Origin of the sequence: Streptomyces gilvosporeus (assembly GCF_002082195.1) — a bacterium.
Classification (GTDB): Bacteria; Actinomycetota; Actinomycetes; order Streptomycetales; family Streptomycetaceae; genus Streptomyces; species Streptomyces gilvosporeus.
Genome location: NZ_CP020569.1, coordinates 4,654,099 through 4,672,434, shown reverse-complemented (window position 1 = coordinate 4,672,434; position 18,336 = coordinate 4,654,099). Strand labels below are relative to the sequence as shown.

Sequence of the window (18,336 nt, the reverse complement as noted above, 5' to 3'; positions counted from 1 at the left end):
ACGCCTACGCCTCGTCCCCCGGCTCCTCCTCGCGCCAGTGCTCCAGCAGGGGGTCCTGCCGGGCGTCGTACGCCCCGGTCCCGCGGCAGTGCTTGCATTCCCCCGCGCGGTGCACGGTCTCGGCCGGGCCGTGGAACGGATCCACGCCGGAACAGTAGGCCAGCGCGCGGGTCACGTAGCCGGTGCCTTGGCACCACTGGCAGGTCGTGCGGTCACGCTCGTTCACCGGGTCGGTCCCCCTACCTGCCTCACGATCTCGTTGCACGCAGCCTAGACTGCCGTGCCGGTCGCCGTATTCCGGTCGCGTGCCGCTACGTGGGCCCCGGCCGCGTCCCGAATGCCGCGCACAGCCCGCGTGCCACCCGCACCGCAGGCGGCCCCGCCGCGGCCGTCACGGTGGTCACCAGTGCCGCGCCGATCACCAGCCACACCCCGTGCCGCAACGAACCGGTGAGCGTGTCCGCATACGCCGACGCGGCGGCGCGCGGGATCACGGCCGGCAGGCCCTCCAGGGCTCGCGTGCGTACCAGCGCAAGCGCCACCGCAAGCAGCGCGGCCGTGGCGGCGCAGCCCGTTCCCACGCAGATCAGGGCCCGTCGGCGGCGGCGCGCCAGCAGCAGTCCGGCCAGCAGGAAGAGGGCCGCGGCCGACGGGAGCACGGGCGCGGCGGTGCGGACGGCCCGGTAGGCGAGGCGGGCGCGGGGGACGTCGGGGGAGCGCAGCAGGACGACCTCGGCGCCCAGGCGGGGGATGCGGTGGGCGATGTCGATGCCCAGGCCGTTGCCGGCGAGCTGATGGCGGACCCGGTCGACGATCGGGGTGAGGTCGAGCGTGACCGGGGCGTCGCCGGAGGCGGTGAGGCTGTCGTCCAGGGCCTGGTGGGCGGTGCGGTGGACGCCGGTCCAGACGGCGGGGAAGGACCGGCCGGTGACGACCTGGCGGACCTGTTTGCCGACGAATTCCCGCAGACCGCGGGTGAAGCGCTTGAGCAGCGCGGCCCGCTCGGCGCGCGGGATGGCTCGCAGCAGTCCGTCGAGGTGGATATGGGTCATCACCCCGTTGGTGACGTCGTGGACGATGGCGTCCTGGACCGCACGGTTCGCGGCGAGCGGCGCGACGGTGGCGACGTACCGGTCGGTGTCGGTCAGCTCGCTGCGCGCCCAGACGGTGGCCAGGCTCAGCGGCAGCAGCAGCGTGCCGATGAGCAGCAGCGCACAGGCACCCAGCGCACGGCCGGGCCGCCGACGGGGCGGTTCGGGCTGCCGCGCCGCCTCCGCCACCCGGCCGCGCAGGCGTACGGGTGCGCTCGCTGACATCGCGTCCGCTCCTTCCGGAGGGAGGGGTGGCCAGTTGGTCGGGTGTTCAGGGAAAACCGGACCAACGGCGGACGCGAGCCGAGGCGGTGCCAATGGGTGACCGGGTACGCCGTAGGCGGAGCGGGCCGACGGCCCCGTCGGCAGACGGGGACGCCGAGCGGTGTACGCGGGGTCAGTGCAGGTGCGGCCCCGGCCGGTGGACCGGGCCGTGGGTGTCCTCACAGTGGTCGGCTGTGGGGGACTCGGCGGCGGGGCGCGGGCCGAGGGTGAGGACGTCCGGGGCGGTGGACTCCTCGCCCAGGTGGTCGACCTGGAGGGTGGCGTGGGTGATGCCGTACTGGGTGCTGAGCAGTTCCTGGAGGCGGCGGCGGACCTTGTGGCAGTCGCCGCCGGGGGCCACCAGGATGTGGGCGGAGAGAGCCGGCTGGCCGGAGGTGATCTGCCAGATGTGCAGGTCGTGGATCTCGACGACCTGGTCCTCGGCCACCAGATGGTCGCCCAGCGCGTCCGGGTCGACGCCGGCGGGGGCGGCCTCCATGAAGATCCGCCCGGACTCGCGGACCAGGCCCGTACCGGCCTTGAGCATCAGCGCGACGACGATGAGCGAGGCGATGGCGTCGGCTCGCTGGAAGCCGGTGGTCAGGACGATCAGACCGGAGACGGCGGTCGCGACGAAGCCGAACAGGTCGGTGAGGATGTGCTGGTAGGCGCCCTCGACATTGAGGCTGGAGCGGTTGGCCCGGGACAGCAGCCAGGTGCAGACGAGGTTGACGACGATGCCGGAGAGGGCCGTGACGAACACGAGTCCGCCGGTCACCTCGGGCGGCGCGATCAGCCGCCGGACGGCCTCGTAGCCGAGCCAGGCCGAAAGCAGCAGCAGGGTGATGCCGTTGGCCTGGGCGGAGAGGATTTCCGCGCGCTTGAGGCCGTAGGTGAAGCCGCCGCGGGCGGGGCGGGCGGCCAGCCGCATGGCGATCAGGGCCAGGATGATGGACACCGCGTCGGTGAGCATATGGGCGGCGTCGGAGATCAGGGCCAGCGACCGGGCCAGTACGCCGATGCCGACCTCGACCACCATGTACGCGGTGAGCAGCACGAGCGCGGCGCGCAGCCAGCGGCGGTCGGCGTCCGGGGACACACCGTGCGAGTGGCCGTGGGAGTGGCCGCCGGTGTGCTGGTGGCCGTTCCCGTGGCGGTGGGCGTGCTCGGTCATGGGCGCGCTCCTTCCTGGGGCGTCGCAGGGAAGCAAACCGCACTTCGGCGGGAGATCCAAAGCCTGCACCGGTGACCGTTGTCATTACCGTCAAACGGCGTATCGCGCCTGGTCAGAGCGGTGCGGGCGGGAAGGTGTGCGAGGCGGGCCGCACCCGGGCCACGGGCCGGGCGAGCCGCGTTCCGTCCGATGCCGGGTGATCTTGCGGGGGCACGCCTCTTGATCACGGCACAGCCCAGAGACGATCTTGGACGTACGGAGGGCCTGCGATGCCGCGGGCCGGGTCCCGTACGCCTACCGAGGAGAGCCGTGCCCGTGAACCGAGAAGCGCCGGACATCCTGTCGCCGGAATTCGCCGCGGATCCGTATGCCGCCTATCGCGTGCTGCGGGACGACTTCCCGCTGCTGTACCACGAGGCCACCCGGAGCTATGTCCTCTCGCGGTACGACGACGTCGAACGGGCCTTCAAGGACCCGGTGTTCACCACGGACAACTACGACTGGCAGCTGGAGCCGGTGCACGGCCGCACCATTCTCCAGATGAGCGGGCGCGAGCACGCCGTGCGCCGGGCACTGGTCGCACCGGCGTTCCGCGGCACCACCCTGGAGCAGCAGTTCCTGCCGGTCATCGAACGCAACGCCCGGCAGCTGATCGACGAGTTCCGCGCATCGGGCGGCGCGGATCTGGTGGCGCAGTTCGCGACGCGCTTCCCCGTCAACGTCATCGTCGACATGCTCGGGCTGGACCGGGCCGATCACGAGCGCTTCCACCGCTGGTACACGGCGATCATCGGCTTCCTCGGCAACCTCGCCCAGGACCCGCACGTCGCCGAGGCGGGACTGCGCACGCGCGAGGAGTTCGCCGCGTATCTGCTCCCGGTCATCCGCGAACGCCGGGACAACCTCGGCGACGATCTGCTCTCCACGCTCTGCGCCGCGGAGATCGATGGGACGCGGATGAGCGATGAGGACATCAAGGCGTTCTGCAGCCTGCTGCTGACGGCCGGCGGGGAGACCACCGACAAGGCGATATCCAGCCTGGTGCACAACCTGCTGCGGCATCCGGAACAGCTGGCCGCGGTGCGCGCGGACCATTCGCTGATCGCGCCGGCGTTCGCGGAGACGCTGCGCTACACCCCGCCGGTGCACATGATCATGCGGCAGGCTGCGGAGGACGTCGTCATCGGCGGTGGCAAGGTGCCCGCGGGATCGACGGTGACCTGTCTGATCGGTGCGGCCGGGCGGGACGAGCGGCGTTATGCCGATCCGGACACCTTCGACATCCGCCGCGGCGATCTGTCGGCCGATACGGCCTTCTCGGCGGCCGCCGCCCATCTCTCGTTCGCCCTCGGCCGGCATTTCTGCGTCGGTGCGCTGCTGGCGAAGGCGGAGGTCGAGGTGGGCGTGGCCCGGCTGCTGGAGGCGATGCCGGACATGGCGCTGGCGCCGGGGGCGGAGCCGCGGGAGCAGGGGGTGTTCACGCGGGGGCTGGATGCGCTGCCGGTCGAGTTCACCCCGGCCGGGTAGCGGTGGGCGGACCCGATGTTTCACGTGAAACATCGCCCCGCCCGGATCAGCCGTACACCGAACCCGGCGCGCCCATCGCCGGAATCGGCGTGTAGGCGGGGGTGAACTCGACCGGCAGACTGACCAGACCGCGCATCCATACCGACGGATGCCACGCCAGCTCCTCGGCCGGGACCGCCAGCACCACATCCGGAAGCCGGTCGAGCAGCACCTCCACCGCCGCTTTGGCGATCACCTCGGCGATTTCCGGCGCGGGGTAGGGGCAGGCGTGTTCGCCGTGGCTGAAGGACATATGGGCCTGGTTGCCGTCGGAGCCCGCCTCGTCGAAGTCCGGCTGGACCTGGGGGTCGGTGTTCGCGGCGGCCAGCCCCAGGATCAGCAGATCTCCCGTACGGATCCGGCGGCCGCCGAGCTGGGTGTCGCGCACCGCCCAGCGGCCGATGAAGTTCTGCGTGGGTGTGTCGTGCCAGAGCACCTCGTTGAGGGCTTGGCCGACGCTGCGCCGTCCGCCCGAGAGGCTGACCGCGAAGCGGTCGTCGGTGAGCATCAGCCGCAGCGTGTTGCCGATCCAGTGGGCGGTCGGCTGCTGGGCGGCGGCCATCAGCACCAGCAGGTCCATGACGACCTCCTCCTGGGCCAGGCCCGCCCGATGGGCCAGCAGCCGGGAGGGCACATCGGCGCCGGGCCGCGCCCGCTTGGCCGTGACCAGCCGCTGCAACCGCGCCGCCACCCGCTGGTGCGCCGCGATCGCGCCCTCGTCCTCGTTGAGCGAGGCGGCGATATCGGCGGCGAGTTCCGGTACCTCGGTGTGCGGGAAGCCGAACAGCTCGGCGATGACCAGCAGCGGCAGCCGGGCCGCGTAATGGACCATCAGGTCCGCTTCGCCGGATCCGGCGAACGCATCGATCAGGCCGTCCGCCAGCCGCTCGCAGATCTGCCGCAGCTCGAACTGGTCGATGGCGGTGAGCGCCTCGCTGATCGCCCCGGCCCGGCGGCGGTGCTCTTGGCCCTCGGCGAACATCACCGACGGCTGATGCCCGACGAACGGCATCAGAGGCCAGCCCTCGGGGATGTCGGCCCAGGCGTGCCAGCGCCGCGAATCCCGGGCGAACAGCTCGGGGTTGCTGGTGACCTGGTGCAGTTCGCGGTAGCCCAGGACGAACCAGCCGGGGACGTCCCCGTCCAGGAGGATCGGCGCGACCGGCCCGTGCTGCGCCCGCATCTCGCGGTAGCGCCGGGCCGGGTCGCCGCTGAGGCCGGCGCCGTAGAGCCGTACGGCGTCCGTCGCGTCCTTGCCCGAGTGGCCGGACCCCACGGGGCAGCCGCCGGTCCGGGGGTGCTGCTGCTCGGTCACGATGCGCGCTCCGCGGTCTCCGGGACGGATACGGACTCCTGGCCGGGCACGGACTGCCGGCCGGACGACGACGCCTGTACGGACAGGGCGTAGAGATGGTCGACCAGGGCGATCAGCACCGCCTTGCTGGACTCCCGGTCGCGCGCATCGCAGGAGATCAGCGGCACGTCCGGGGAGAGGTCGAGCGCCTCGCGGATCTGTTCCAGGGTGTGCCGTTCGCCGCCGAAGTCGTTGTGCGCGACGATGAACGGCATCCCGTGCGCTTCGAGTCGGTCGATGGCGTACCAGGAGTCGTCCAGCCGCCGGGTGTCGACCAGGACCACGGCGCCCAGCGTTCCGGAGAACAGACGGTCCCACAGGAACCAGAAGCGCTCCTGGCCGGGCGCGCCGAACAGATACAGCACCGCGCTGTCGTTGATGCTGATCCGGCCGAAGTCGAAGGCGACGGTGGTGGTGGTCTTGCCCTCGACGCCGGTGGGGTCGTCGACGCCGAGGCCCGCCCGCGTCATGGTCTCTTCGGTGTTCAGCGGCCGGATCTCGCTCACCGAGCGGACCATGGTGGTCTTGCCGACGCCGAACCCGCCGACGATGACGATCTTCAGGCCGTTGTCGGCGGTGGCACTCAGCGGAATGCGGTCGGCGTCGGTGCCGGACGCTACGGCCGTGTCCGCGTGCTCAGAGGCGGTGGAGCGCATCGAGCACCTCCTTCAGCAGGTCGGCGGCGGGGAGTTGGGCGGTGTCGGGGGTGCGTGGATGGCGTGCGGTGACCTGGCCGAGGTCGAGCAGGTCGCACAGCAGGATCCGGACCACGCTGACCGGCATCCGCAGCTCCGCCGAGACCTCCACGACGGCCATCGGACGACGGCACATGGTCAGGATCCGGGCATGCTCGGACTGCATGCCCGGTGTCGGATCGCATTCGCTGACGATGAGGGTCACCAGGTCGAGCGTCCGGTCGTCGGCGGACCGGCTGCGGCCGCCGGTCACGGTGTAGAGCCGGTCCGGATCATCATCAGGACCGAGCCGTTTCATGCGCCGTGCCCGCCCTCGCCGCGCGGGGCGGCCCGGAGATACTCGCCGATCTGCTCCACCAGCTCGTTCATGTTGAAGCCGATCAGGCCGACGTCGGCGTCCTCGACGGCGATCAGCGCCAGATGGGCGCCGTTCCCGGCCTCCACGATGAACAGCAGGCCGCCGTGGAACTCCGTCATCGCCTGCCGTACGCCGCCCGTACCGTCCCCGAACTCCACGGACGCTCCGTGCGAAAGGCTCTGGATCCCGGAGGCGATGGCGGCCAGCTGGTCGGCCTGATCGACGGTCAGTTCCTTGGAGTGGCACAGCTTCAGCCCGTCCCGGGACAGCACCAGCGCATGCCGGGCACCCGGGGTCTTCTGGAGCAGATTCTCCAGCATCCAGTCGAGGCTGTGGTCGGTGGTGTTCATCGGGTCTCGTCCTCCGGACGTGCTGGAGAGGGTGCGGGGTGTGACGCGGGCGAGCCGCCGGCAGGGAGGCCCGGGGCGGCGTCGGTACGGGGGCCGTCGGCGGCGTTTGCGCCGGGCGTGCCCTGAACGGCCTTGCGGAAGGCGCGGAACCGGGCCGCCGACTCCTCACGGGAGCGGGCGGGCCGCGCGGCGGACTGGCCGGCGGCGGACGTCCGGCCGTGAGCGGGGCCCGTCCCCATGGGGGCGGACGCCAGGGTCTGACCGCGGCGGCGTTTGGGCAGACCGCTCTCGCCGTACTCGATCGGCGCGGCGGGCGCGGGCGTGGGCCGGTCCTGGGGCGCGGCCTCGGCGTCGGGCCGACGGACGGCCGCCGTCTCGGGAACCGCCTCGGGCGCTGCCTCGGGCGTGGCATCCGGCCGGGCGGCGCCGGGCTGCGCGGTGCGCCGGGGGAGCGGGGCCGGGGCGTCGGACCGCGCCGCGCCGCCGGAGCTCGCCGGGCTCTCCGGCGGTGTCTCCGCCGGGGGCTCGGTCGCGGTCGCCTGCTCGGGCTCGGCTTCGGGCGCGCGCCGGGGGGCCGGGACCGCGGCCCGCGGCGCCGTCACCGCCGTGTCGGCGACCGGCGGCTGCGGCTCGGCCCGTCGGGCGGGCGTCCGCGCCTCCGTCACCAGCTGCTGCGGAATCAGCACCACCACGCCCGTGCCGCCGCGCGCCGACGGCCGGAAGGACACATTGAGCCCGTGCTTGCGCGCCAGACAGCCCACCACCGCGAGCCCCAGCCGCGTCCCCGACAGCGACATCAGATCCAGCGTGGCCGCGGACACCGACTGCTGGGCGCGCTGGAGCGCGGCCTCGCTCATCACCAGTCCGCTGTCCTCGACGCTGACCACGACACCGGCCTGCGCCTCCTCCACGTACACATGCACCGGTGACAGCGGAGGGGAGAACGAGGTGGCGTTGTCCATGATCTCGGCCAGCGCATGCATGATGCCCTCGGCCGCATGCCCGGCGATGGCGACCTGGCTGCTGTTGTGCAGCCGGATACGGCGGTAGGCGCTGATCCGGCCCATCGCACCGCGCAGAATGCTCTCCATCGCGATCGGCTTGTTCCACCGCCGCCCGGACCGGGCCCCGGTCAGCACGGCGATGCTGTCGGCCAGCCGTCCCGCCTGCGCCGTCGTGTGATCCAGCTTCATCAGATCGCCGAGCACTTCCTCGCCGTGCCGGTCCTCCATCTCGCGCAGATCCGCGAGCATTCCGGTGGCGAGCGCCTGCACCCGGCCCGCGGCGTTGGCGCAGGCGGACATCGCCGCGGCCCGCATCCGCTCACCGCGCCCGACCTCCTCGGCCAGCGTCCGCAGAATCCGCCGATGCGCCCCGGCCACGGGGCCGGCCGTACGGTTGAGCGCGGTGTCGACCGAGGCCCCGTCGCGCAGCTGGACGACCAGCGCGGGCAAGGTCTCGTCGGCCAGCCGCTCGGCCTCGGCCTTCAGGTCCCCGATGCGCGACCGGTGGTGGCGAGCCAGCCGCTGCTGGAAGACCGCGGTGGCCAGCGCGGCGCTGAACGCCACCGCCCCGCCCCCGCCGCCCCAGGCGAGCAACGTCCGTACCGACGGCGGCGCGAGCATCACCGCCCATCCGCACAAGCCCCCGGTCACCACCAGAGAGGCCGTCAGGGTGCGCAGCGCCGCTCGCAGCGGCGGGCGCTCTGCCTGACGGCGGGAGGGTATCCGTGCTGACATCAAACAGGTCCTCGTGAGCGATGGCGGCTGCGGGCGGTACAGGGTCGTGCATTGTGTCGGGCCGATCGGGGCGAGCGAAACCCCTGAGGGACTCTGCGTACGGCGAAGGGACGATCGAAGATCGTCCAGGCACTTTAGCCGGTCGCCGGAATCCGGCAACTTCCGTATCGGCCTCTGTCGTTGACTCGCTGTTTGTGCAGCTCATCCCGGCTTCGGCGGTATCCGCCGGGTTGGCCGCGTGTGCCGGCCGGGGTGTTCGGGCAACGCCGTCGAGACCCTCGGACCCCTCTGCGGTCCGGGCCCGCGCCCTATGCGGTCCGGGCCCGCGCCGCCCCCGCCGGATGCAGCGCCGCGCGCTCCAAAGGCGCCGACGGGTCCACCGACACCTCCAGCGGGGCGGGCTCGGCGCCCGCGCGCACCAGGAGGTCGCCGACCGCCGCGATCATCGCGCCGTTGTCCGTGCACAGCCGCAACGGCGGCACCCGCAGGGCGATTCCGACCGCCGCGCACCGCTCCTCCGCCAGCGAGCGCACCCGGGAATTGGCGGCGACTCCGCCCACCACGACGAGCGTCGAGACGCCGTGCTCGGTGCAGGCGGCCACCGCCTTGCGGGTGAGGACGTCGGCCACCGCCTCCTGGAACGAGGCCGCGCCGTCGGCGAGCGGCAGCGTCAGCCCCGCGGCGCGGTGGCGCTCCGCCCATCGGGCCGCCGCCGTCTTCAGGCCCGAGAAGGAGAAGGCGAAGCGGTGCCCGGACGGGCCCGTCGCCAGCGGGCGGGGAAAGGGGACAGCGCGCGGATCCCCCTCGCGCGCTGTCCGGTCGATGGCCGGGCCGCCGGGATACGGCAGCCCGAAGACCCGGGCGACCTTGTCGAAGCATTCGCCGGCGGCATCGTCCAGAGTGTCGCCGAGGTGCACGATCGGGTCGCGCGCCAGGTCCCGTACGAGGAGAAGGGAGGTGTGGCCGCCGGAGACGATCAGGACCACACAGGGGTCGGGAAGCGGACCGTGCACGAGGGCGTCGGCTGCGACATGCCCCGCCAGATGGTGCACCCCGTACAACGGCACCCCCAGCGCATACGCCAGCCCCTTGGCACCCGCCAGTCCCACCTGCAACGCGCCGGACAGCCCCGGTCCGGTCGTCACTGCCACCGCCCCGATGTCCCGCGCCCGCAGATCCGCCTCGTCCAGCGCCCGCCGTACGACCGGCATCAGCGCATGGACATGGGCACGCGCCGCGACCTCCGGGACGACGCCGCCGAACCGGGCGTGCTCGTCCATGCTCGACGCGAGGGCGGAGCCCAGCAGCCGGCCGTCGCGCACCAGGCCCGCGCCCGTTTCGTCGCAGGACGATTCGATGCCCAGCACCACTGGCGAGCTCACGGGCGCTTCCCCCTTTCCCTCCCGAGTCCGTCTCCCCTGGCAGTAATTGCAAACTATATGCAATAAGGGCTGATGGGGCGCAGTAGGGGGCGATGGTGCCGGCCGCTCGCCCCCGCGGGCGGTCCCTACTCGCCGGTCAGTAGAGTTCGCCTCCCGGCCCCATCCCGCCCGAACGAACCCCGAGGTACCGGCAGTGAGCCCCGCATACCCCCTCTCCGTGGTCGGCATCGGGGCCGACGGCTGGGACGGCCTGCCGGCCCGGTCGCAGCGGGCGCTGCGGGAGGCCGAGGTACTGATCGGCGGGGCGCGGCAGTTGGGACTCCTGCCCGGGGACTGCGCGGGGGAGCGGGTGGCGTGGCCGTCGCCGTTGCGTCCCGCCGTCCCCGGGCTGCTCGCCACGCACGCCGGACGCCGGATCGCCGTACTGGCCAGCGGCGACCCGATGTTCTACGGGATCGGGCGGACGCTGAACGAGGTCGCCGGGACTCCTCTGCGGGTACTGCCGCATCCTTCCTCCGTCTCCTACGCCTGCGCGCGGCTGGGCTGGCCGGTGGAGGAGACCGAGGTCGTCACCCTGGTCGGGCGGCCCGCGGAGAATCTGGCCGGAGCGCTCTACGACGGGCGGCGGCTGCTGGTGCTGTCCGCCGGGTCCGGCACCCCGGCGGAGGTCGCCGCGCTGCTGTGCGCCCACGGCTTCGGGCCGACCCGGATGCGGATCCTCGAACAGCTCGGCGGCGACCGCGAGCGGGTGACCGAGGGCACGGCCGCCGCCTGGGACCGGATGCCCCAGGCCGACGCCCTCAACGTCATTGCGCTGGACTGCGTCCGCGACCCCGAAACCCGCCCGCTCTCGCTCGTCCCCGGACTCCCCGACGACGCCTACGAGCACGACGGTCAGCTGACCAAACGGCATGTCCGCGCCGCCACCCTTGCCGCGCTCGCCCCCGCCCCCGGCGAACTCCTGTGGGACGTCGGCGGCGGCTCCGGCTCCATCGCCATCGAGTGGCTGCGCGCGCACCGCAGTTGTCGTGCTGTCAGCATCGAGCGCGATGCCGTACGGGCCGAGCGGATCGGCCGTAACGCGCGCTCGCTGGGCGTCCCGGGGCTGCGCGTCGTCACCGGGCCCGCGCCCGCCGCGCTGGAGGGTCTGCCGACGCCGGACGCGGTGTTCATCGGCGGCGGGCTGACCGCCCCCGGGTTGCTGGACGCGTGCTGGGAGGCGCTGCCGCCGGGCGGCCGGATCGTTGCCAACACCGTGACGCTGGAGTCGGAGGCGCTGCTCGCCGACCGCTACCGGCGCCACGGCGGCGACCTCGTCAGGCTCGCCGTCGCGCATGCCGTCCCGGTCGGCGGCTTCACGGGCTGGCGGCAGGCGATGCCGGTCACCCAGTGGGCGGCCGTGAAACCGTCCGGGCCCGAGGCGGGACGTTTCACGTGAAACATCACACCGGATGTCGTGTGAAGCATCGCCCTGGACGCCACACCGCGACACGCCCAGGACATCACACGGCGACACGCCCCGGACATCGCGTGGAACGGCACCCCGGAGGTCGCCCGGCGCCACGCCCCACAGCACCTGCTGAGCACCTGGAGAACGAGGAGCGATGACCGTCTACTTCATCGGCGCGGGTCCCGGCGCCGCCGACCTGATCACCCTGCGCGGCGCCCGCACCCTCGCCTCCTGCGGGGTCTGTCTGTACGCGGGCAGCCTGGTGCCGCGTGAACTGCTGGCCGAGTGCCCGCCTGAGGCCCGGCTCATCGACACCGCGCAGCTGGACCTCGACGCCATCACCGCCGAGCTGGTCCGTGCCCATGAGGAGGGCCACGACGTCGCCCGGCTGCACTCCGGCGACCCGTCCGTCTTCAGCGCCGTCGCCGAGCAGATGCGCCGCCTGGACGCGGCCGGTGTGCCGTACGAGGTCGTGCCGGGCGTCCCGGCCTTCGCCGCCGCGGCCGCCGCCCTCAAGCGCGAACTGACCGTCCCCACCGTCGGCCAGACCGTCATCCTCACCCGCGTCGCCCAGCGCGCCACCCCCATGCCCGAGGGCGAGGACCTGGCCACCCTCGGCCGCAGCGGCGCCCTGCTCGTCCTCCATCTGGCCGCCATGTACGTCGACCGCGTCGTGGCCGAACTCCTCCCGCACTACGGCGCGGACTGCCCCGCCGCCGTCGTCGCGATGGCCTCGCGTCCCGACGAGCTGGTCCTGCGCGGCACCCTCGCCGATATCGCCGACCAGGTGAAGGCCGCGGGCGTGGTCCGTACGGCGGTGATCATGGTCGGCCGGACGCTGGGTGCCGAGCAGTTCCGCGACAGCCACCTGTATTCGGCGACGCGGGAACGGCCGCATGCGTCGTGCGACGGGACGGCACCGACGGACGGCCTTTAGCTCGGCCGGACCGTTGGCTATGCCGGGCCGTCACCCCTGCCCCGGCCCCTGGCTCTACTCCGGCCGCACCGATTCGAGCAGGTCCACGCACCGCCCCAGGAGGGCGACGATCGTGGCGTGCTCCTCCTCGGTGAACTCGGCCGCCAGGGCGCGCTCGACGCGGACGGCCCGGGCGTCCGCGTCGGCCGTCACCGCCGTGCCCTTCTCCGTCAGGCGGATCTCCCGCACGTTCTTGTGCCACTCGTGCGCGGTGCGCTCGATCAGCCCGCGCTCCTGAAGGTTCTTCAGCACCGTGTTCATCGTCGGCGGCGTGACCCCGCATGCCCTCGCCAGCCCGGCCGCCGAGATGCCGGGCCGCTCGGAGAGGAACAGCAGCGCCGCGTATTGCGGGACGGTCAGGCCGACCGGCTTGAGCACGGCGTGCTTGGTCGCGTTGAGGGCCTGCTCGGCACGTTTGAGATGCGAGCCGAGCCGCTCGGCGGCGGGCATGGAGGTCATCCGCGCATCGTAACGACCGGCTGCTCCGGAGAGCATTGACGAGCATTAGAGTTCTAACGTAAAGTTCGAACTCTAATGAACATGCGAGTTCAATTAACTTTGCGCGGGAGCAGCCGTGCTCGCGCGCACCCCACGCACTGCACACATCTCATGCATCGCACGCACCGGAAGCACCAACAACACCGGAAGCAGCAGAGAGGCACCATGTCCCGATCTCTTCGCCGCCACCGCCACCGCCTGGTCGCGACCGCCCTGTCCCTGGCCGCCGTCCTGTCGTCGGCCGCCACGGCACAGGCACTCACCGCTCCGCACGAACAGACCGCGCACACCGCATCGGCCGGGCGCACCGCACCGCCCGCGCGCGCCGCGCAGATCCGGATCCACGCCGTCTACGACCTCCCGGACAATCGGGCCTACCCGGAAGGCATCGCCGAGGACCCGCGGACCCGCGACCTGTACGTGGGTTCGTACCGCACCGGGGCGGTCTACCGGATCACGCCGGGCCGACGCGCCGCGCGGGTCTTCCTGCCCGCCGGTACGGACGGGCGGAACACCGCCAACGGCCTGAAGGTGGACCGCGCCGGGCGGCTGTGGGTCATCGATTCCACTGCGGGCGTCGCCGTCTACGACATCCGCGCCCGACGGCTGCTGGCCCGCTTCGACGTCTCCGGCGGAGCACGGTCCTTCGTCAATGACCTGGCCCTTGCGCCCGACGGCACCGCCTACCTCACCGACAGCGCACGCGCCGTGGTCTACCGCGTCACCCCGCAACAGCTCGCGGCTGCCGCGGCGTTGGGCAGGCGCGGCACGCTCACACCCCGCTTCGACCTGGCCGGCGTGCTGGCGCCGCACGCTCCGGACGCGTACACGCTCAACGGCATCGTCGCCGACCCGTCGGGCCGCTATCTGCTCGCGCCCGACATGACCGGCGGCGACCTCTACCGCCTCGACCTCGCTTCCGGGGGGATCCGGCGGGTCCCCCTGAGCGGGGGCGACATGCGGATGGCCGACGGCCTCGAACTGCGGCACGGCACCCTCTGGGTGGCACACAACAAGAGCAATGCGCTCAGCCGTTGGCGCCTGTCCGGCGACGGAACCGGGGCGCGCCAGGAGCGCCGGATCACCGATCCGTCGCTCCAGATCCCCACGACCCTGGTCCGCCAGGGCGGGCGACTGCTCGTGGTCCGCTCGCAGTTCGACAAGGGCGGCCCGATGGGGCCGGGCACACCGCAGACACCGTTCACCATCGCGGCGGTGGACGGGATCTGAGGCCCTGCGGGGGCCGACTGAGGGGCTGCGATCTCGCGGCCCCTCAGGCTCCTCCGGCCGGAACCCTTGCGGCTCCGCCGGGCCCCTCCGGCCCCCGCGGCTCCGCCCGTCCCACCACCATCCCCGCCCGGTCGATGCAGATGACGTCGACGGACACCGGGGCGCCGCGCAGCACCGTCAGCGCCTCGTCGCGGGCGGTGGCCGCCACCAGATCGCCCAGCGGTACGTCCGCCGCCTCGCACAGCCGGAGCGCGGCGAGCCCGGTGTTGGCCGTGGCGACGGCGGCGGCCAGTTCCTCTCCCGCACCGCCCGCGCGCGCCAGCTCCGCCAGAAAGCCCTTGTCCACCTGCGACCGTGCGGAATGCAGGTCCAGATGCCCGGCCGCCAGTTTGGACAGCTTGGCGAAACCGCCGCAGATGGTGAGCCGGTCGACCGGATGCCGCCGGATGTACTTCAGCACCGCCCCGGCGAAATCCCCCATGTCCAGCAGCGCGTCCTCGGGAAGGTGGTGGAGGGCGACGGCGACCTTCTCGGACGTCGATCCCGTACATCCCGCCACATGCCGCCGCCCCGCCGCACGCGCCACATCCACCCCGCGACGGATGGAGTCGATCCAGGCGGAGCAGGAGTACGGGACGACGATCCCGGTGGTCCCGAGGATGGACAGCCCGCCCAGGATCCCCAGCCGGGGGTTCCACGTACTGCGGGCGATCTCCTCCCCGTGGTCGACCGAGACCTCCACCTCGACGTCCCCGCTGCCGCCGTACCGTTCGGCGACGCGCGCCAGATGCTCCCGCATCATCTGCCGCGGCACGGGATTGATGGCCGGCTCGCCGACGTCCAGCGGCAGTCCGGGACGGGTGACGGTCCCGACGCCCGGCCCGGCCGCGAAGCGCACCCCGGACCCGGCCGGCAGCGCCCGCACCCGCGCCCGTACCAGCGCACCATGCGTCACATCCGGATCGTCGCCCGCATCCTTCACCACGCCCGCCATGGCGCTCTCCCGCCGCGGCGCCAACTCCTCCACCGCGAGCGCGAAGGACGGCGTCTGCCCCTTGGGCAGCGTGATCGTCACCGGATCCGGGAACTCGCCGGTCAGCAGCGCCGTGTACGCCGCCGTACTCGCCGCCGTCGCACATGCGCCGGTCGTCCAGCCGTGCCGCAGCCCGGTGTGCGCGAGCTGGGCGCTACGCCCTCCGGCGGGCTTGCCCGTACCCTGCGGTTGCGCTTCAGCCACGGAGGAACCCACATCCCATGAACGACACCGGCCGCCCGCTGCGCCATGTGCTGATCCTCGGCGGGACGACGGAGGCCCGCCGCCTCGCCGCCGTCCTGGCCGCGGAGCCGGCTCTGCGCGTGACGACCTCGTTGGCGGGCCGGGTGGCCGCGCCCCGCCTGCCCGCCGGGGAGGTCCGCATCGGCGGGTTCGGCGGCCCCGACGGCCTCGCCCGCTGGCTGCGCGAGCATGCGGTGGACGCGCTCATCGACGCCACCCATCCTTTCGCCGGCACGATCAGTCACAACGCGGCCGTGGCGGCCGCCACCGCCCATGTTCCCCTGCTGGCGCTGCGCCGTCCCGGCTGGGTCCCGGGGCCGGGCGACGACTGGCACCCGGCCCCGTCCCTGGAGGCCGCGGCCGCCGCCCTCCCCACCTTCCCCGGCACCCGCATCTTCCTCACCACCGGCCGCATGGGTCTCGCCCACTTCGCCCACCTCACGGACCTCTGGTTCCTCGTCCGCTCCGTGGACGCCCCGGAGGCCCCCTGCCCGCCCCGGATGCACACCCTCCTGGACCGCGGCCCCTTCACCCTGGACGGCGAACGGGCCCTCCTCCGCGAGCACCGCATCGACGTCCTGGTGACCAAGGACAGCGGCGCGACGGCCACCGCCCCCAAGCTGACGGCGGCTCGGGAGGCGGGCATTCCGGTGGTGGTCGTGAGCCGTCCGGCGGTGCCGGAAGGGGTGCCGGAGGTGAGCGATCCGGCGGGGGCGGTGAGCTGGCTGCGCAAGGTGGCGCTCTGAGCGCGATGCACGGCGGGTAGCCGTGTCAGCGGGAGAGCCGTCCACTCTTGACGGCGGTGATGAATGACGACCAGCTGTGTGCTGGGAGGACCAGGGCGGGGCCGTGTGGAATCTTGGAGTCGCGGACGGGGATGCCGGAGGGGTGGCCGTCCAGGACCTCGATGCACTCGGATCCTTCGTTATCGCTGAATGACGACTTGCGCCAGCCACTCAATATCGCGGCGTTCGGAAGACTGCGTTCAGTCATGGTGTCCATATTCCTTCGCTGTCGACCTCATCAGGACCTGTGATTCCTTCAGGGGCAAGGCATCGCTCAGTGCGAGGTGGTAGGAGTCCTGCAGACGCCTGACCATCGCCGGGGAGTCATGCAGCTTGCCGACGGCCAGCCCCTCGGAATAGGCCATCGGGGGCTGGTCCTCGAACCACATCAGCTTCAACAGCCCCATCATGAGGGGATGGGCGCCCAGGCCGATGGGCAGCACATGCACGCGCACCCGCCCGTTCTCGACAAGGCGGACGAGGTGCATGATCTGTTCCGCCATGACATCCGGCCCGCCGACCGGGCGGCGCAGCACCACCTCGTCCAGGAGTACCCACACTGCAGGAGTTACGGGGTTGGCCAGGATCTTCGCGCGCTCAAGCCGTGTGACGACGAGCCTGTCACATTCCTTTTCACTCCACGGAGGGAACGCGGTTTGCATTACCGCACGTGCATACCCCTCCGTCTGGAAGATGCCGGGTACGAGTGTGGAGCCGAAATCCCGGATTACGACTGCCTGTTGCTCGAGTTTCAGCGCATCCGCGAAGCGATCGGCAACCGCCGTGTCGTCCTCCGGCAGAAAGCTACTGAGCACATTCCCCGTGTTCAGAGCCTGGTCCAGCCGTCGTGCGTCCTCCTTGGACGGGATCCGGCGCCCCGCCTCGATGTGCGCGATGTGCGAGCGGGTCATCACCGCTACGTCGGCCAGTTCCTGCTGGGTCAGGCCGGCTTCCTCGCGCTTCTGTTTGAGCCAGTCTCCGTAAGCACTGCCCATGGGTTAACTCCCCTTTGTGACAAACGCTTTGTCACGCTCCACCTACTGGCGACTCTACGCACTGCTGCCCAACTCTGTTCCTGAACAGCGAAAACGCCCGGTCGAAACCAGCCGGGCAGGCAAGGACATGGGGAGTGCATCGGATGGGACCGAAGATCTGTGAGGCGGAGGCGGCGCGCGATGCGTTGGCCGCCGCTCTGAGGAAGGCGGGCATTCAGTTCCCCGCCATGGACGTCACGCCGGACGGGATCGGCCGCCCGCCCAGGTACGGGTTGGTGAACCTGGGAGAGGTCTCCGCCCCGGTGGTGCACGCGCTTGCGGATGTCATCGCCAAGGGGGCGGCCGTCGGCCAGACGGAGATGACGACATGATCCGAGCCGTCGCGAAGCTCTTTGAACCGTTGCTGCGGCTTCTGTTACCCGGTGCGGGCCGGCATCGGTCCCCCGTGACGTTGCCGGTGATGTTGCCCGTGTCGTTCCCCGAACCGTCCCCTTCCCTACCGCGCGTGAATCCGCCGACGGCGCGTCGGCCCCGTCCGCATGCCTCGATGCTGCGGGGCGAAGACAGCAGACTCGTCCGCCCCTACGTCACCGCATACGAGCAATGGGAGGAAGCACGGCAGCGACGTGCACTGCTGATGGTCGGGCACGGCCTGTACTTCGATCCCGGACCTTCCCACGGCGTGAAGGTGAGTGTGTGTGATGAGTGAGCGGTTGCGGTTCGTCGAGCGGACGCTGGCGGCCATGCCCGCTATGCCCGTGCGCTACCTCGGCACGTGTTTGTCGTGCCAGGAGCGCTCCCCGGACACGGCCGATCCGGACGAGGCTCAGCTCTGGTGTCTCCAGCACGCGGGGACAACCGGGGACTCGGGCTATGAGCTGTCGGCGTTCTTGTACTTCAACGCGATCACCATCGACCCTGCGGCAGCCCCACCCGAGAGATAGGACCGCCCGTCCCCCTTCACCCCTCCGGAGTGCCGCCTGAACTCGTCCCGCCGTCGGTGGGGCTGCTCACGGTCCATTGACGGACCTGTTGCGCGTGGCCTGAAATGTGGCCGGATTCTTGCGCTTTTGCCGAGCGGATTTCTGAATCCCTCACGTAAGGTGCAAGGTCGTCCAACGCGCAGGGGGCGCGGGACGCAACGGGGAAAATC

Annotated in this window: 21 protein-coding genes; 8 read left to right on the top strand and 13 right to left on the bottom strand. The window is 72.0% G+C overall.

Going from position 1 to position 18,336, the window contains the following annotated elements; genetic code table 11:
* Positions 1-4: 4 nt before the first annotated feature.
* From B1H19_RS20785 to B1H19_RS20775, 3 genes are all read right to left on the bottom strand, one after another.
* Positions 5-226 carry a hypothetical protein gene (locus B1H19_RS20785; protein ID WP_083106137.1) on the bottom strand — a complete coding sequence of 74 codons (222 nt, stop codon included), beginning with the start codon at positions 224-226 and terminating at the stop codon, positions 5-7.
* Positions 227-311: 85 nt separating this feature from the next.
* On the bottom strand, positions 312-1,316 hold the full coding sequence (locus tag B1H19_RS20780) for a hypothetical protein (RefSeq protein WP_237289426.1): 1,005 nt from the start codon (positions 1,314-1,316) through the stop codon (positions 312-314).
* Positions 1,317-1,488: 172 nt separating this feature from the next.
* Positions 1,489-2,529 (bottom strand): cation diffusion facilitator family transporter, encoded by a 1,041-nt coding sequence (locus B1H19_RS20775; RefSeq protein WP_083106136.1) that lies wholly within the window; start codon positions 2,527-2,529, stop codon positions 1,489-1,491.
* Between the two features lie 315 nt (positions 2,530-2,844).
* On the opposite strand from B1H19_RS20775, the gene B1H19_RS20770 reads away from it, so the two are divergent.
* Positions 2,845-4,056: a cytochrome P450 gene (locus tag B1H19_RS20770; RefSeq protein WP_418361458.1), complete on the top strand. Its 1,212-nt coding sequence runs from the start codon at positions 2,845-2,847 to the stop codon at positions 4,054-4,056.
* A 46-nt stretch (positions 4,057-4,102) separates the two neighbouring features.
* Here the strand turns inward: B1H19_RS20770 and B1H19_RS20765 are convergent, their stop codons facing one another.
* From B1H19_RS20765 to tsaD, 6 genes are all read right to left on the bottom strand, one after another.
* Complete coding sequence (locus B1H19_RS20765) at positions 4,103-5,410, bottom strand: cytochrome P450 (RefSeq protein WP_083106134.1); 1,308 nt, start codon at positions 5,408-5,410, stop codon at positions 4,103-4,105.
* Positions 5,407-6,105 carry a GTP-binding protein gene (locus B1H19_RS20760; protein WP_083106133.1) on the bottom strand — a complete coding sequence of 233 codons (699 nt, stop codon included), beginning with the start codon at positions 6,103-6,105 and terminating at the stop codon, positions 5,407-5,409. Before B1H19_RS20760 ends, B1H19_RS20765 begins: the two co-directional genes overlap by 4 nt.
* Positions 6,086-6,442 (bottom strand): DUF742 domain-containing protein, encoded by a 357-nt coding sequence (locus B1H19_RS20755; RefSeq protein WP_083106132.1) that lies wholly within the window; start codon positions 6,440-6,442, stop codon positions 6,086-6,088. The genes B1H19_RS20760 and B1H19_RS20755 overlap by 20 nt, the downstream gene beginning before the upstream one ends.
* A complete protein-coding gene (locus tag B1H19_RS20750) occupies positions 6,439-6,852 on the bottom strand; it encodes a roadblock/LC7 domain-containing protein (RefSeq protein WP_083106131.1) in 414 nt (137 codons plus the stop codon). Before B1H19_RS20750 ends, B1H19_RS20755 begins: the two co-directional genes overlap by 4 nt.
* A complete protein-coding gene (locus B1H19_RS20745; RefSeq protein WP_083106130.1) occupies positions 6,849-8,591 on the bottom strand; it encodes an ATP-binding protein in 1,743 nt (580 codons plus the stop codon). The genes B1H19_RS20750 and B1H19_RS20745 overlap by 4 nt, the downstream gene beginning before the upstream one ends.
* 308 nt (positions 8,592-8,899) lie before the next feature.
* Entirely contained in the window at positions 8,900-9,973 is a 1,074-nt protein-coding gene (tsaD, locus tag B1H19_RS20740; RefSeq protein WP_083106129.1) for a tRNA (adenosine(37)-N6)-threonylcarbamoyltransferase complex transferase subunit TsaD, read from the bottom strand.
* Positions 9,974-10,166: 193 nt separating this feature from the next.
* Between tsaD and cbiE the strand changes: the two genes are divergently transcribed.
* Together cbiE and cobM are read left to right on the top strand one after the other, a co-directional pair.
* Positions 10,167-11,411, top strand: coding sequence for a precorrin-6y C5,15-methyltransferase (decarboxylating) subunit CbiE (gene cbiE, locus B1H19_RS20735; protein ID WP_083106128.1), 1,245 nt, complete (start codon positions 10,167-10,169; stop codon positions 11,409-11,411).
* A 166-nt stretch (positions 11,412-11,577) separates the two neighbouring features.
* On the top strand, positions 11,578-12,360 hold the full coding sequence (gene cobM, locus B1H19_RS20730; RefSeq protein WP_083106127.1) for a precorrin-4 C(11)-methyltransferase: 783 nt from the start codon (positions 11,578-11,580) through the stop codon (positions 12,358-12,360).
* A 54-nt stretch (positions 12,361-12,414) separates the two neighbouring features.
* On the opposite strand, the gene B1H19_RS20725 is transcribed toward cobM, so the two are convergent.
* The gene (locus B1H19_RS20725; RefSeq protein WP_237289423.1) at positions 12,415-12,858 is read right to left on the bottom strand and encodes a MarR family winged helix-turn-helix transcriptional regulator; all 444 of its coding nucleotides are present in this window, start codon (positions 12,856-12,858) and stop codon (positions 12,415-12,417) included.
* A gap of 204 nt (positions 12,859-13,062) precedes the next feature.
* Between B1H19_RS20725 and B1H19_RS20720 the strand changes: the two genes are divergently transcribed.
* Positions 13,063-14,127, top strand: a complete 1,065-nt coding sequence (locus B1H19_RS20720) for an SMP-30/gluconolactonase/LRE family protein (RefSeq protein ID WP_083106126.1) — start codon at positions 13,063-13,065, stop codon at positions 14,125-14,127.
* Between the two features lie 43 nt (positions 14,128-14,170).
* Here B1H19_RS20720 and B1H19_RS20715 read toward each other — a convergent pair whose 3' ends face one another.
* The gene (locus tag B1H19_RS20715; protein ID WP_083109769.1) at positions 14,171-15,364 is read right to left on the bottom strand and encodes a cobalt-precorrin-5B (C(1))-methyltransferase; all 1,194 of its coding nucleotides are present in this window, start codon (positions 15,362-15,364) and stop codon (positions 14,171-14,173) included.
* A gap of 17 nt (positions 15,365-15,381) precedes the next feature.
* Here B1H19_RS20715 and B1H19_RS20710 point away from each other — a divergent pair, with 17 nt between their 5' ends.
* Positions 15,382-16,149, top strand: a complete 768-nt coding sequence (locus B1H19_RS20710; protein ID WP_083106125.1) for a cobalt-precorrin-6A reductase — start codon at positions 15,382-15,384, stop codon at positions 16,147-16,149.
* A 25-nt stretch (positions 16,150-16,174) separates the two neighbouring features.
* On the opposite strand, the gene B1H19_RS20705 is transcribed toward B1H19_RS20710, so the two are convergent.
* On the bottom strand, positions 16,175-16,396 hold the full coding sequence (locus B1H19_RS20705; RefSeq protein WP_083106124.1) for a DUF397 domain-containing protein: 222 nt from the start codon (positions 16,394-16,396) through the stop codon (positions 16,175-16,177).
* Positions 16,389-17,183, bottom strand: a complete 795-nt coding sequence (locus B1H19_RS20700; RefSeq protein ID WP_083106123.1) for a helix-turn-helix domain-containing protein — start codon at positions 17,181-17,183, stop codon at positions 16,389-16,391. The genes B1H19_RS20705 and B1H19_RS20700 overlap by 8 nt, the downstream gene beginning before the upstream one ends.
* Positions 17,184-17,326: 143 nt before the next feature.
* On the opposite strand from B1H19_RS20700, the gene B1H19_RS20695 reads away from it, so the two are divergent.
* From B1H19_RS20695 to B1H19_RS20685, 3 genes are read left to right on the top strand one after another with little or no spacing between them, the layout of a single operon-like run.
* Positions 17,327-17,554: a hypothetical protein gene (locus B1H19_RS20695; RefSeq protein WP_083106122.1), complete on the top strand. Its 228-nt coding sequence runs from the start codon at positions 17,327-17,329 to the stop codon at positions 17,552-17,554.
* Positions 17,551-17,892, top strand: a complete 342-nt coding sequence (locus tag B1H19_RS20690; protein ID WP_083106121.1) for a hypothetical protein — start codon at positions 17,551-17,553, stop codon at positions 17,890-17,892. Before B1H19_RS20695 ends, B1H19_RS20690 begins: the two co-directional genes overlap by 4 nt.
* Entirely contained in the window at positions 17,885-18,127 is a 243-nt protein-coding gene (locus B1H19_RS20685) for a DUF7848 domain-containing protein (RefSeq protein WP_159028102.1), read from the top strand. Before B1H19_RS20690 ends, B1H19_RS20685 begins: the two co-directional genes overlap by 8 nt.
* Positions 18,128-18,336 lie beyond the last annotated feature (209 nt).

Excerpts from the sequence above, each read along its gene's own strand:
- cobM (WP_083106127.1), top strand. The coding sequence starts at position 11,578 with ATGACCGTCTACTTCATCGGCGCGGGTCCCGGCGCCGCCGACCTGATC.
- B1H19_RS20690 (WP_083106121.1), top strand. The coding sequence starts at position 17,551 with ATGATCCGAGCCGTCGCGAAGCTCTTTGAACCGTTGCTGCGGCTTCTG.
- B1H19_RS20710 (WP_083106125.1), top strand. The coding sequence starts at position 15,382 with ATGAACGACACCGGCCGCCCGCTGCGCCATGTGCTGATCCTCGGCGGG.
- B1H19_RS20760 (WP_083106133.1), bottom strand. The coding sequence starts at position 6,105 with ATGCGCTCCACCGCCTCTGAGCACGCGGACACGGCCGTAGCGTCCGGC.
- B1H19_RS20775 (WP_083106136.1), bottom strand. The coding sequence starts at position 2,529 with ATGACCGAGCACGCCCACCGCCACGGGAACGGCCACCAGCACACCGGC.
- B1H19_RS20725 (WP_237289423.1), bottom strand. The coding sequence starts at position 12,858 with ATGACCTCCATGCCCGCCGCCGAGCGGCTCGGCTCGCATCTCAAACGT.
- B1H19_RS20780 (WP_237289426.1), bottom strand. The coding sequence starts at position 1,316 with ATGTCAGCGAGCGCACCCGTACGCCTGCGCGGCCGGGTGGCGGAGGCG.
- B1H19_RS20700 (WP_083106123.1), bottom strand. The coding sequence starts at position 17,183 with ATGGGCAGTGCTTACGGAGACTGGCTCAAACAGAAGCGCGAGGAAGCC.
- B1H19_RS20750 (WP_083106131.1), bottom strand. The coding sequence starts at position 6,852 with ATGAACACCACCGACCACAGCCTCGACTGGATGCTGGAGAATCTGCTC.
- B1H19_RS20745 (WP_083106130.1), bottom strand. The coding sequence starts at position 8,591 with ATGTCAGCACGGATACCCTCCCGCCGTCAGGCAGAGCGCCCGCCGCTG.
- B1H19_RS20720 (WP_083106126.1), top strand. The coding sequence starts at position 13,063 with ATGTCCCGATCTCTTCGCCGCCACCGCCACCGCCTGGTCGCGACCGCC.
- B1H19_RS20755 (WP_083106132.1), bottom strand. The coding sequence starts at position 6,442 with ATGAAACGGCTCGGTCCTGATGATGATCCGGACCGGCTCTACACCGTG.
- B1H19_RS20695 (WP_083106122.1), top strand. The coding sequence starts at position 17,327 with ATGGGACCGAAGATCTGTGAGGCGGAGGCGGCGCGCGATGCGTTGGCC.
- B1H19_RS20705 (WP_083106124.1), bottom strand. The coding sequence starts at position 16,396 with ATGACTGAACGCAGTCTTCCGAACGCCGCGATATTGAGTGGCTGGCGC.
- B1H19_RS20685 (WP_159028102.1), top strand. The coding sequence starts at position 17,885 with ATGAGTGAGCGGTTGCGGTTCGTCGAGCGGACGCTGGCGGCCATGCCC.